Annotated in this window: 10 protein-coding genes and 4 tRNA genes; 1 reads left to right on the top strand and 13 read right to left on the bottom strand. The window is 33.8% G+C overall.

Annotated features, from left to right (window positions below; translation table 11 throughout):
• Position 1: 1 nt before the first annotated feature.
• The 3 genes from ACYQ3D_RS12450 to tyrS all read right to left on the bottom strand — a co-directional run bounded on the left by ACYQ3D_RS12450 (position 2) and on the right by tyrS (position 3,189).
• Complete coding sequence (locus ACYQ3D_RS12450) at positions 2-1,036, bottom strand: AI-2E family transporter (protein ID WP_459838788.1); 1,035 nt, start codon at positions 1,034-1,036, stop codon at positions 2-4.
• 224 nt (positions 1,037-1,260) lie between these two features.
• Entirely contained in the window at positions 1,261-1,920 is a 660-nt protein-coding gene (gene yunB / locus ACYQ3D_RS12455) for a sporulation protein YunB (protein ID WP_459838769.1), read from the bottom strand.
• A 48-nt stretch (positions 1,921-1,968) separates the two neighbouring features.
• A complete protein-coding gene (gene tyrS, locus ACYQ3D_RS12460; RefSeq protein WP_459838771.1) occupies positions 1,969-3,189 on the bottom strand; it encodes a tyrosine--tRNA ligase in 1,221 nt (406 codons plus the stop codon).
• A 191-nt stretch (positions 3,190-3,380) separates the two neighbouring features.
• Here tyrS and ACYQ3D_RS12465 point away from each other — a divergent pair, with 191 nt between their 5' ends.
• The gene (locus ACYQ3D_RS12465; RefSeq protein WP_459838772.1) at positions 3,381-5,762 is read left to right on the top strand and encodes a penicillin-binding protein 1A; all 2,382 of its coding nucleotides are present in this window, start codon (positions 3,381-3,383) and stop codon (positions 5,760-5,762) included.
• Between the two features lie 30 nt (positions 5,763-5,792).
• On the opposite strand, the gene ACYQ3D_RS12470 is transcribed toward ACYQ3D_RS12465, so the two are convergent.
• The 10 genes from ACYQ3D_RS12470 to ACYQ3D_RS12515 all read right to left on the bottom strand — a co-directional run bounded on the left by ACYQ3D_RS12470 (position 5,793) and on the right by ACYQ3D_RS12515 (position 13,546).
• Positions 5,793-8,159: an endonuclease MutS2 gene (locus ACYQ3D_RS12470; RefSeq protein WP_459838774.1), complete on the bottom strand. Its 2,367-nt coding sequence runs from the start codon at positions 8,157-8,159 to the stop codon at positions 5,793-5,795.
• Between the two features lie 96 nt (positions 8,160-8,255).
• Positions 8,256-9,206 carry an NGG1p interacting factor NIF3 gene (locus ACYQ3D_RS12475; RefSeq protein ID WP_459838776.1) on the bottom strand — a complete coding sequence of 317 codons (951 nt, stop codon included), beginning with the start codon at positions 9,204-9,206 and terminating at the stop codon, positions 8,256-8,258.
• Between the two features lie 321 nt (positions 9,207-9,527).
• Positions 9,528-10,352, bottom strand: coding sequence for a CvfB family protein (locus ACYQ3D_RS12480; protein ID WP_459838778.1), 825 nt, complete (start codon positions 10,350-10,352; stop codon positions 9,528-9,530).
• A gap of 85 nt (positions 10,353-10,437) precedes the next feature.
• Positions 10,438-12,105, bottom strand: coding sequence for a DNA polymerase/3'-5' exonuclease PolX (polX, locus tag ACYQ3D_RS12485; protein WP_459838780.1), 1,668 nt, complete (start codon positions 12,103-12,105; stop codon positions 10,438-10,440).
• 17 nt (positions 12,106-12,122) lie between these two features.
• Positions 12,123-12,620 (bottom strand): CvpA family protein, encoded by a 498-nt coding sequence (locus tag ACYQ3D_RS12490; RefSeq protein WP_459838782.1) that lies wholly within the window; start codon positions 12,618-12,620, stop codon positions 12,123-12,125.
• Between the two features lie 16 nt (positions 12,621-12,636).
• Positions 12,637-12,954, bottom strand: coding sequence for a cell division protein ZapA (locus tag ACYQ3D_RS12495; RefSeq protein ID WP_459838784.1), 318 nt, complete (start codon positions 12,952-12,954; stop codon positions 12,637-12,639).
• 151 nt (positions 12,955-13,105) lie between these two features.
• A tRNA-Gly gene (locus ACYQ3D_RS12500) sits at positions 13,106-13,181 on the bottom strand.
• An 8-nt stretch (positions 13,182-13,189) separates the two neighbouring features.
• A tRNA-Tyr gene (locus ACYQ3D_RS12505) sits at positions 13,190-13,276 on the bottom strand.
• A 16-nt stretch (positions 13,277-13,292) separates the two neighbouring features.
• Positions 13,293-13,368: transfer RNA gene (locus ACYQ3D_RS12510), tRNA-Glu, on the bottom strand.
• Positions 13,369-13,471: 103 nt separating this feature from the next.
• Positions 13,472-13,546 (bottom strand) — tRNA-Gln (locus ACYQ3D_RS12515).
• Positions 13,547-13,629: the final 83 nt, after the last annotated feature.

Below are 13,629 nucleotides of genomic sequence, written 5' to 3' on the forward strand. Positions count from 1 at the left end.
TCTAACTATTGTCAACAGAGGTTAACACCTCAACTAATAGATAATGAACTACTTCTTTAACAATAATAGCCACTGGAATAGCTACCAACATACCAAGAATTCCTAATAACTCTCCTCCAGCCAAGAGAGAAAAAATAATAATAATTGGATGCAGCCCTACCTCCTCGCCCATAATCTTAGGAGAAATAATATTGCCTTCTAATTGCTGAATAACAAAAAATAATAAGACTACTCTAAAACCTAATCTAACAGAAGTATCAAAAGCAATTACCCCTGCTAACAGTGCTCCAAAAAAAGGGCCAAAATAAGGGATTACATTAAATATTCCGGCTAATAACCCAATTAGTAAGGAAAATTTAACTCTTAACCAATAAAGAACTACTGTAGATAAAACTCCTACTAACATACTAACTATTAATTGTCCTTTAAAAAAACCTACCAATCCGTGGTCAATTCTAGTTAATAACTTATTAAACTCAATTTGATACCTACTTGGAATTACAGACCAAAAATAATCTGTAATTATCTCTAAATCCTTTAATAAATAAAAAGCTAAAATCGGAGCCATAACCAGACTAAACATTCTAGATAATAAGTCCAATATTACCTGAGTTGTCCGCTCGATAAACTCCAGACTAAATTCTTTAACCCTTAACATAACTCTATCTAGTACAGTATTTAAAGCAGGGGGGATATCTACCTGATGATAACGTCGATTAACTTGGTTAATTATCTGGTCTAATTTGGTTATATAAAAGGGAAGTCGGTTAGTTAGAGTTTCTAATTCATTAATTATAGCGGGAATAACTGTCACAAATAGGAAGATAAATAAAGTTATTAATCCTCCAAATACAAATATTAAAGCTCCTAATCTAGGCATCCCCTGCTTAACTAATTTATTAATTATCGGATTAAGCACATAAGCTAACAAAATAGCTAATAAAAAGGGAAATAAAATGACTTTAACTTGGTAAAGAAAATAAACTAGAATAGTAATTAATAATAGAATAAGTCCTCTTCTATTTTGAACAATCAGTTAACTTCCCTCCTTAATTAAACAGTAATTATACATCTGTCACTATTATTAACTAATTATTTATTCTATATACTACTCTTAGAAGTTATAGGAGGAAACTTAAAGAGGCTGCATTGGCCGTTTCACAGAAACTTTTCCTAATAAAAACCATCTCCATACAACACATAGCACATAACTATTGATACCAAAAAATAAAAAGCAAGCCCTAATAGCTTGCCAGTAGTTTATTTAATTGGTTGTTGTTTTTTCTGCTTATTAAATAATCCTTTCTCTAATCCCATATAAACCTCTGGTACTTGGCCTACAATAACCGCTTCTGTTAAGGGCACACTAGAGGTAACTTTAATATCAGTACTCAGCATCGGAATAATTACTTGAATCCGAGAAGTGATCCGTAACTTAATCTTATGCTTAGTCTGATTAATACCTACTGATTCAAATTGATCAACTAATATACTTTCTACTGCTCCATAAGGCACTACTTTAGCCTTTAAAGAAGGAATAAACTTAGATAAAATCTCAATTCCTAAAACTTGAGAAATCGGTATTTTAATCTCTCTATCCTCTAGATCCTCAATAGATTGTTGGATAGATAGAGTAATATTCGAGGAAATATCATTAACCACCTGTAAATTAGGCTGCATTAAGATAATTTCTCCTTCGCGATTAGTTTGAATACTTACTAAATCGCTATAGGATAAACTATCAGTCTGTTGGTTGATAGCTTTATTAATAAGAGTAGTTACTAATCCTCTAATAGTTGTTTTCGATACACTATGTAAGATTGGTTGTAGTGTAGTCTCAATAATGATCACTACTATAATAGCCAGAATAACTGCTACTACTAATCCAATTTTAAACCAGCGATAAATTGAAGAAAGCACATTTACCACCCCTTAACATTTTATTAGTTAAGAAGTGGTTTTGTGCATTTAATCTAAAATTATCTGGGCAAAATTCTTCTTTCCTACTCTAACAACCATACCATCTTCAACTGCAATATCTAAATTGATCTTTTCATATTTTTGATCATCAATTCTAACTGCCCCTTGTTTAATCATTCGCCGAGCTTGACTATTACTCTCTACAAATCCAGTAGCAGCTACTAGCTTAACAATCCACAGCTCACCATCTTCTAATTCGTCTTTAGAAATCTTTATTTCTGGTAAGTCATCAGGAGTTCCTCCTTGCTTAAATACCTTTTTAAACTCTTTTTCAGCTTGTTGAGCTGTTTCTTGGTCATAATATGTAGCTACAATCTCTCGGGCTAATCTCTTTTTAGCTTTCATAGGATGTAGGTCACCCGCTGCTAAATCAGACTTGATAGTCTCTAACTCATCTAAAGAGATATCAGTCACTAACTCAAAGTAACGAGCAATCAAATCATCAGGTAAGGACATTGTCTTACCATACATCTCTTGGGGAGCTTCATCAATACCAATATAATTGTCTTTACTCTTACTCATCTTATTAACTCCATCTAAGCCCTCTAATAAAGGCATCATTATAATAACCTGTTGGTCTTGACCATATTCTTTCTGTAACTTACGTCCAGCTAAGAGATTAAATCGTTGATCTGTCCCTCCTAATTCCACATCAGCCTCCATTGCTACTGAATCATAACCTTGTAAAAGCGGATAGAAAAACTCATGAATACTAATTGGTTGGTTGTTCTGATAACGATTAGCAAAGTCTTCTCGCTCCAGCATTCGAGCTACTGTATACTGCGAAGATAATTCAATAGCATCGATAAAGTCCAGATCTCCAAACCATTGACTATTAAATACAACTTCTGTCTTAGCTGGATCTAATATCTTAAACATCTGTTCTTTATAAGTCTCAGCATTCTCGGCTACTTCTTCCTCAGATAACTGCTGTCTTGTTTCTGATTTACCTGTCGGATCACCAATTTGGCCGGTAACATCACCAATCAACAGATACACTTGATGACCTAAATCTTGAAATTGTCTTAATTTATTTAATACTACAGCATGTCCTAAATGGATATCAGGAGCTGTAGGATCTAAACCTAACTTCACCTTTAAAGGTCTATCTTCTTCAGCTGCCTCCTCTAACTTATCCACTAGTTCTTCTTCACCAATTAAATCAGACACTCCACGCTTGATAATCTGTAATTGTCCTTTAATTTCCATTACTTTACCTCCTAAAATTTATCAGTCCCGATTTTGCTTGCTTATTTCGTAGCAATTATAACACATTAAAAATGGAATATCAATTATAGTAATCTATATAATATATGGGTATCATTTACAACAAGCTGGGGAAAATAGACTATATATAATTGATATTTTATGTTATAATAATTCAGGAAGGAGGTTCAGAGATGGCTGAGAAAAAACAAAAAACAAAACAATTAATTATTATTGCAATCTTTCTAGTTATAGCCATTGGTCTAGGAAGTGCTATTGGTGCTATAACCTGGATGATCCAAGAAAGTCCTGATATATCTGATTATGGAAACTGGAAGACTAGTGAAAGCACCATGGTTTACACAGCTAATGGAGAGCTTTTAACCAAATTATACCGGGAAAATAGAGTTTATGTCCCGTTAGAAAAAATCCCTAAAGATATACAAAATGCAGTGATCTCTATTGAAGATATTCGCTTCCGGGAACATTACGGTATTGATTTAAAAGGAATTTTAAGAGCAATCTGGGTTGATCTTAAGCATATGGCTAAAGTTGAAGGAGCTAGTACTATTACTCAACAACTAGCCAAAAATGTGTTATTAACTCACGAAAAATTATTCTCTCGTAAATTACAAGAGATGTATATTGCCTTGCAATTTGAACGAATGTATACTAAAAATGAAATTTTAGAATTTTATCTCAATGAAATCTTTTTAGGTTATAATGCCTATGGAGTCCAAAGTGCTGCTAATTATTACTTCAACAAAGATACTGAAGATTTAACCCTAGCAGAATCAGCTTTGATAGCTGCTTTGATTAAGGCTCCTAACTATTATTCGCCTTATAACAATAAAGAAGCAGCTAAACAGAGAAGAAACCTTGTCTTAGAAAAAATGGCAGAGCATGATTATATATCAGATAGCGAACTTAAACAGGCCCAACAGGAGCCAATTAAATTAGAAAGTCCTACAGAAGACAATAAAGATACTGCTCCTTATTTTGTGAGACATGTTCGTAAGAAATTAATTGATAAATTTGGCTCTAAACGCGTCTATACTGGGGGCTTAAAAGTACAAACCACACTATCACCTACAATGCAAGATAAAGCTGAACAAACTGTAACTAAGGCAATTGAAAATAGAGAGATTCCTACTCTAGATAAAGAAGTTGGCCGAGGAGAAAAGCAACCGCAGTTGGCCCTAGTTACTATTAATTCTAATAATGGACATATTAAGACTATGATTGGTGGCCGAAATAATGATAAATTTAACCGAGTTACTCAGGCTCACAGACAACCTGGTTCAGCCTTTAAACCCTTTGTTTATACTGCTGCTATACAACAAGGTATGAGCCCAGGCTCAATTGTAGATGATACTCTTAAAGAATATAAGACAAAAATTGATGGGAAAGAAAAATGGGTGCCTAGCAATTATAATGATAAATACTTAGGACCTACAACTTTAAGATTAGGTTTAGCCAAATCAATTAATGTTATGGCTGTTAAATTACTTGATAAAGTAGGGATTGATGATACCATTAAGTTAGCTCAAAATTTAGGAATTGAAAGTTTAATCTCTGCTGATGAAAATTTAGCTTTATCCTTAGGAGGTTTAACTAAAGGAGTCACTCCTTTAGAAATGACTAAATCATATAGCGCTTTCGCTAATCAAGGAATCAAGATTGAACCAATTGCTATTACTAAAGTTCATGATAGTAAGGGGAATCTAATATGGGATAATGAGGCCGAAAAAACAGCCCAGAAAGAACTAGCACTTGATAGATCTACTTCTTATTTAGTTACGGACATGCTCCAATCAGCTGTTGCTAGAGGACCCTTAGTTTGGGGAACAGGTTGGCGAGCTAAATTAAATAGACCAATGGCTGGTAAAACAGGAACTACTTCTAACTACACTGATGCTTGGTTTGTAGGTTATACTCCAAACTTAGTTACTAGTGTTTGGATAGGAGAAGATCAACCAACTAAGATGGAATATCCTAAAGTAGACGATTCAGGTAAGGTACAACAAAACGAAGAAGGAGAAGTAGTTACTGAAATAATCTCTAGCGGAGAAGCAGCTAAATTATGGGGCGATTATATGAAACAAGTAGTCAAGAATAGAGAAATCCAAAACTTCAAACAACCTGATAACATTATTACCAAAGAAATCTGTACTGAAAGTGGCAAATTACCTAATGAATACTGTCAATCTAACGGTACAGTCAGAGAAGAATTATTCATTAAAGGTACAGAACCAACAGAAAAAGGTACTCTGCATAAAGAAACAGATACAATTAAAATTGATACATCTACTGGTCTGATTGCCACAGATGCTTGTCCTAAAGAGGAAGTTAAAGAAGTAGAATACCAAGTAAAGACTGGTATTATTGTTGATGATAAAGGAGTTCCTGTTAAGAAATATAAGGAAAATTCTAAAATACCTATCACAAATGAAAAAGGCAATTACGTCTACCAAGAAGTACCAAAAGAACAGTGTACTGAACACGAAACAAAAGAAGAATCAGAAAAAATCAAAGATAAAATCCTAAACTTCTTTAATATTCTTCAAAAAGAATAAAAAATGAGGGCTTAAGCCCTCATTTTTTATTTATTCTAAAGTAGCAATCGTTACTCCAGTTCCTCCTTCTTTGGGTTTACCTAATCTATAATCCTTAATATTACGATAATTATCCAATTTATCAGCTACTACTTCTCTTAAGGTTCCTGTTCCTTTACCATGGATGATTTCTATTTGATTTAAATTAGCTAATAAAGCATTATCTAAATACTTATCCAACTTATTTCGGGCCTCTTGAGCTCTTAAACCTCTTAAATCAACTTCAGGAGATATATTTTTAGTCTTAGCACCTCGGACCTGACTGATATTTATCTGTGATTTATTTTTCTCTTCTCTTTGATCCTTAGTTTTATTTACTTCCCTTAGATCAACTGTTACTTTCATAATTCCTGCTTGGATTAATGCTTCTTCTTTATCATCATAAACTTCTAATACTTTTCCCTGTTGATTTAAGCTAGCTACTTTAACTTTATCTCCTGGTTCAAGATCTGGTATCTCCTGTTGTTGCTTTTGTTCGGCTACTAAATCTTGACGTTCCGCTTTAAGTTCTTTCTTTTCCTGACGTAGTTCACTTCTAGCCGCTTGAATCTCTCGATCAGATATACTTTGTTTTTCCTTTAGATCAGTAATAATCTGGTCTGCTTTTTGTTGCGCTCGCTTAATTATCTTATTAGCTTCTCTATAAGCTTCTTTTAACTCCCGTTCTTGTTTCTCTTTTAACTTTTCTAGTTTGACTTCGTATTCTTCTTTTAACTCCTGGGCCTTTTGTTTATCTTCCTGGGCCTTGTGTTTATGTTCTTCGTACTGTCGCTTATCTTCTTCAATTTGTTGGATGATATTATCCAACTCAACATCTTCTTGGTCTAAAAATTCACTAGCCCGATCAATAATTTCTTCTTTTAATCCTAACCGATTAGCTATCTGAAAAGCATTACTCCGGCCTGGTAAACCCATTTGTAATTCATAAGTAGGTTGTAAAGTCTCTACATCAAACTCCACTGCAGCATTTTTAACTCCTTGGTGATTATAAGCATAAGTCTTTAGCTCACTATAATGAGTAGTAGCTACTGTTTTAGCTCCTTGACTGTGTAAATGATCTAGAATCCCTCTAGCTAATGCTGATCCTTCTACTGGATCAGTTCCGGCTCCTAGTTCATCTAATAATACTAATGAATCAACATTAGCTCGTTCAACAATCTTAATAATTTGAGTCATATGAGAAGAAAAAGTACTTAGATTCTGTTCTATACTCTGCTCATCACCAATATCAGCATAAACTTGATTAAAAATAGCAACTTGAGAACCAGATAAGACAGGAATGTGTAACCCAGATTGAGCCATAACAGTCAATAAGCCTACTGTCTTAAGACTAACAGTCTTTCCGCCAGTATTAGGTCCTGTAATTACTAAGCTAGAAAAATCAGCTCCTAAATTAATATCAATTGGTACCACTTCACCTGTTAAGAGAGGATGTCGAGCTCTGATAAGATCAGTCTCCCCAGCTGTATTCAATAATGGTTCAGAACCATCTAATTCAATACTATATTTTGCTTTAGCAAATATAAAATCCAGTACTGCTAACACCTTAATCGTTTCCTTAATCGGCTCTAATTTCTTGCCTACTGCTGCTGAAAGCTCTTGTAAAATGCGCTTGATTTCCTCTTCTTCTTCTGATCTTAATTGTTGTAACTGATTATTAATTTCTACTACAGGCATTGGTTCAATGAAAACAGTCTGGCCGCTAGCCGACTTATCATGAACAATGCCCGGGAAATTATTTTGATCAGCTGCTTTAATAGGAATTACATACCTTTGATCTCTAATTGTAACTACTGAGTCTTGAATATAAGACTGATAACGATTAGAATTAAGAATAGAATTCAATTTCTGTTTGATTTGATTACTAGTAGTCCTGATCTGTCTCCTTAGCTCAGCTAGTTTAGAGCTAGCTCCATCCTTAACCTGCCCCTGATTAGTAATAGCTCCGCTGATTTTTCTTTCTAACCCAGAGAAAGTTTCTAACTGACTACTGATTTGTAGCAATCTTGAATATTCATCATTTTCATCTTCTAAACCAGAAAAATAATCTCTTAACTTCTTGCCTGACTGTAAAGTGATTAAGATATCTAATAGTTCTTCACTCTTTAGGATAGCGCCCTTCTCCACCTTATCTAAAGCAGAACGAATGTCATAAATCCCACCTAATGGAGGAGCACTCTCGCGACTAAGAATCTTTTTAGCTGCTGTTACTTCTTCTTGTCTAGCTTGAATATGATCTATATCACTACTAGGACTTAATTTATCAACTAAATGTGAGCCTAATTTAGAGGTGATATATTCCTGTAACTGGTCTTTAATTTTAGCAAATTCCAATACCTCTAAAGCATGTTTATCCATTGAACAAATCAGCCTCCTAAAAGTAACTTTTCTGTCTAGTTGTTAATTACATAAGCAAAGGCCTTTAATCTAAGTTGATTAAAGGCCTACTAATAATTATCTATTACATCTAATTAAACCAGAACAAGGGATAATCTCTACTCCTTGCTTTACTAATTTATCAGCAAATAAATTCATACCAATTGAATCACTAGCCATATGACCAGCTATTACTACATTAATATGATGCTCCTTAGCTTGTTTAAGATGCTCTTCCCCAATATGCATACAGACTAAAGTACCTACTCCTGCTTGGGCCAACTTTTCGTACTCCTCTTTAGCACCACCAGTACCACCTGTCATATCAACTACTACCTTACCAGCTCTGTTATCCTTAGCCCCCGCTACTACATTAGGACCAGCTTTTGCTTTAGTAGCTGCTTGATATTCAGGAATCCCCATTAATAAATCAACAACATCAGCTACCTTATTTAATTCAGCTTGATCGATCTTGTCCTGAAGAAAATTAACTACTAGATTATCAGCTGGAGTATGAACTGATAATAAAGGAAAATCAAGCAAGCGAGCTGCATCACGAGCTTTATTATGATTAAGAGGCATAATCCCGCGTTCTACTTCACTGATTCTATCGGCTAACATCCCTTCTGCTACATTAACTGGAATCCCTAGATCATGTAGAATATCCTCTTGCATATGCATAACTTCATTTAAAGCAGCTAATGCTTTACCTTTAGGATGATGAGAAATTATAGCATCAATCTCCTTACCTTTCTCAGTCAGTCTATCAGCTATCAAAATCTCACTAACATCAATATCAATCCCCATTAGGACTCGGTTTACTTCTTTATCTTGATTGCCATATAAAATCCTAGTATCAGCATAAGGGTTCTCTAAGCTATCCTGATCAAAGTATTCTTTCTCATCAGCAGACAAGTCAGCAAATTCCTCTTCTTTATCTGCTAAAACTCTTTTTAACTCCTCTTCTTGTCGAGGATCAACTTCCCAGCCAGTATCGATAGCTAATTGATAAATTTCTGCTAAGTTCATTAGTCTTCCTCCTATTCTTTATTAAATTTTAACTTATTAAATTACTGTTAATATTCTTAATAGTATACTAGGTAAGAGTTTTCTCACTTCCGGAATTTTTTTCAAACTCATCTACAACTCACTGCTTAAAAATAAGGCTAACCTAATTTAATATCCGCCAAATTAGGTAATCCAAGCCTTATTTTTACTCTAGTTCGCTAAGATTCGTTACTAAAAAATTCAAAGGTCGTTGCAAAACTCTTACCTAGTAATTACAAAAGAGTGTTCTAGTTCAATAAAAGTTACTCGAAAAAAAGCTACTTTGTAGCTTTTCCGAAATAGCTATTGTAGCTCAATACCTTCCTTAGTTATATCAATAATTTCTTCTTTATATAATCCTCCAATAGCCTGCTTAAAAGTATTCTTACTCATCTGTAATCTTTTCTTAATCTGTTGGGGAGAACTATCATCATTTAAAGCTAAAAAGCCATCTTCAGCTTGCAGTTCGTTAAGTATTTTTGATTTAGCATCTTCTATTCGGCCATAACCTATCTTTCGTAAACTAACATCTATCTTATTATCCTCACGGATCTTTTTAATATAACCTGTAACTTGATCCCCAATCTCTAATTTTTTATAAATATCATCCTTATATACTAACCCGTAGCACTGATCATTAATGATTACCTTGACTCCTAAATCAGTATACTTATAAATTAGCAGGTCTACCTCTTCGCCCTCACTAAGATCTATCTCTTCTTGATCAATAAACTTATCAAACTTTTCAGTAGCATAGATACGATTAGATACTTGATCATAAGTAACTCTTACCACATATCTATTACCTTCTTTAATTTTACTAACTTGCTCACTATGAGGCAATAATAAATCTTTTTCTAGTCCCCAATCCAAAAATGCTCCGATCTTATTGACATCTATTGCTTTAAGATAAGCAAACTCGCCTACTTTAGCTACTGGTTGTTTAGTAGTTGCTATATTCCTATCTTTGGAATCTTTATAAACAAATACTTCTAGACTATCTCCTACTTTGACTTCAGCCGGAATATACTTACTAGGCAACAAAACCTCTTCGCCATCTATCTCTAGATAAGCTCCTATTTTTTCTGTCCTTGTTATCTTACCTTGATTAAAATCTCCTATATCCACTTTAGTGACCCCTTCTAGTTGAGTTTGAGTTTAAGTTTGAGTTAACTCCATTATTAGTTTACTCTGGATAGTAAAAATTATTACTCTAGTACTTCAGTACTTCCTTTAACTCCTCTAATTCTAGTGTATTAATCACATCTTCTGCTTCTAACCATCCTTTACGAGCTAAATCAACACCATATTCTAAGTTAGTAAGTTGTTTAGTCCTATGAGCATCAGTATTGATTACAAAGTTGGCCCCTAATTGTTGTGCTATCTTAACCTGTTGGGCTCCTAAATCCAATCTTTGCGGAGCAGAATTAATCTCTAATATAGTATTAGTGGCTACAGCCTTAGTAACCAATTGCTCAAAATTTATATTATAAGCACTTCTGCCCATCACTAATCTACCAGTAGGATGACCTAAAATATCAACTTCCGGATGTTCTAGAGCAATAAAAAGTCTCTGCATCATCTCTTGTTGACTACTATCAAATTGGTGATGGATTGAAGCAATTACAATATCTAATTCTGCTAAAATATGATCTCTATAATCCAATTCATCTGCTAGAATATCCACTTCAGCCCCTTTTAGGATTTCGATCTCTAATTCATCATTTACTCTATCAATTGTAGCCCATTGTTCTTGTAATCTATTGTAATCCAGCCCATTAGCTACAGTCAAAGCCTGAGTATGGTCAGTAATTGCTAAATATTGATATCCTTTCTCTTGACAGGCTCGAGCCATATCAGCAATACTATAATTTCCATCACTCCACTGAGAATGCAGATGTAAATCACCTTGAATATCTTCTAAGGTAATACTAGCCGGTAATTTATCTTTTTGAGCTGCTGCTATACTATCTGTTTGATCTCTTAACTCAGGTATAATATAAGGTAGATTAATAGCTCTAAAGATATCCTTTTCAGTCTCAAATTCCTCTCTATTATCTAGTGGGGAAATTGATTTTTTTAATTGAGTATTAAACTCTTTACTACCAGTCAACCAAAAAACATCTCTGCTAAACTGCTTCTGGGAAGTAAAAAATAAGGTAACAGTTAACCCTAACTTGGTCTTAACAATTAATTTTTGATCAGTCTTCTCTTTTATGTTAGCTACAAGTGGTAATTCTGCTACTTTACTACTTACTGATTCTGGTTTAATAGCTTGTATTACATAAGAAATATTACTTACTATTTCCTCTTTGCGACGCATACTTCCTACCTGCTGGATCCTACTTACCATTTGCAATCCTGTTAAATAAGTAACTAGTTTAGTAGCTAATCTACTAGCCGCACCTAAATCCATCTTTTCTTGACTGGATAATAATTTTTGTGTACTAGTTAAAATCTTATTTGTAGTCTTAGAACCTACTCCTGATATCTGTACCAATTCTCCAGTATTAGCTTTTTTATCTAATTGCTCTAAATTAGTAATACCTAATTGATTATAAAACTTCCTTACTTTACTAGGCCCTACGCCTCTTACTGCTAATAAAGAAGTCAAACTCACTGGGTAATCAGCTATTAATTCTTGATAATAAGCACAAGTTCCTGTAGCTAAAATCTCTTCTATTTTAGAAGCAATACCATCACCTATCCCCTCAATGTTAGTTAATTCTTTCTGGGCCCAATAGTCCTCAATATCACTACTTAATTCAGCAACTATTTTACTAGCCCTTTGGTAAGCTTGAATTTTATACTGATTAGCATCCTTAATTTTTAGTAAATCTGCAATTTCTGATAGTATTAAACTAACATTTAGATTATTCACATTACTGCCTCCCTAATTTAGGGAATAAAATGATTTATCTTTTCCTCTATCACTAGATTGAACTGAAGAAAAATAGAAGCAAAATACGATTGATTAACTTGTTGCTGTAATATCTGCCATGATAAATAATCACCTAGTCTAGCCAATAACAATATTAATATATAGATAACTAAACTTCCCTTCACTAAACCAAATACAGCTCCACCTAAATTATCAATAACAGATAGTGATAATAAGTCAAACATATGATTAATAGCTTGACCTAAATAATTAACTATAATTCCTATAATCAATATAATTATAGCAAAAGAAAATAAATTAGCCACCTGCATAGTAAAAGAAAATTTTTGATGTAAAAAGCTGGCTAAAACTTTATATTGGTCAGCTGCTACATAAATCCCTAATAGAATTGATATTATAGTTGTAAGTTGCTCAATTAATCCAAAATTATATCCTTTTAAAAAAAATATAATCCCTAATAATAGTATCATTCCATCAACTACATTAAAACCCACAATTCATTCTTCCTTTCTATGATTCTTCCTCTGTTCCTGACTGCTGATATTTAGCTTTAATTTCTTGATAATCTTCTTGAAGTTGTTGATATTTATTCTCTAAAGTTTGATAATCACTTTGGGCTGTATACAATTTATCAGCTAAGTTCATAGCACCTAAAATCATAATTTTACCTCTAGAATTAGAAGAATTTTTTTCTTTTACTTTTTGCAAATGATTATCTAAAAACGAAGCCAGATCAATAATATAATCAGCAGATTTATCTCCTTTAATGATATATTCTTCACCTAAAATTTCTACTTTAGCTTCAGACTTATTATCACTATCATCCACTTATTATTACCTCCATCTGATTCAAAATCACCTAATCTATGTATTAATTCAGCAATCTAACAAAAAATCCTGCTTTCTAACAGATAAAATAACTTATAATATTAGAAATGCCTTGTTATCTTCAGATAACAAGGCATTTCTAATATAAGAGTGGAGCGAAAGACGGGATTTGAACCCGCGACCTCCTCGATGGCAACGAGGCGCTCTACCAACTGAGCTACTTTCGCATATTTAGTGGTGGAGGGGAGAGGATTCGAACCTCTGAAGGCATCGCCGGCAGATTTACAGTCTGCTCCCTTTGACCAGACTCGGGAACCCCTCCGCATTATTTAATTTATTGGTACCCCCAAGGGGATTCGAACCCCTGCCGCTGAGATGAAAACCCAGTATCCTAGGCCGCTAGACGATGGGGGCCTATAGATAGTTGACAGTGTACAATTTAGAATTTACAGTTGAATTTAAATTATTTGCTTTTCTAACTGTTCACTGTAAATTGTTAATTGTAAATTTAATTCATTGGCTGGGGTGGCTGGATTTGAACCAGCGAGTGCAGGAGTCAAAGTCCTGTGCCTTACCACTTGGCGACACCCCATTAATAAATTGACAGTTGATAATTGAAAATTTAGAGTTAAATTCAAAACCTATAAATCATTCTATGATTGAGTTTTTCAACTA

It is taken from the genome of Halanaerobaculum tunisiense (genome assembly GCF_054657635.1).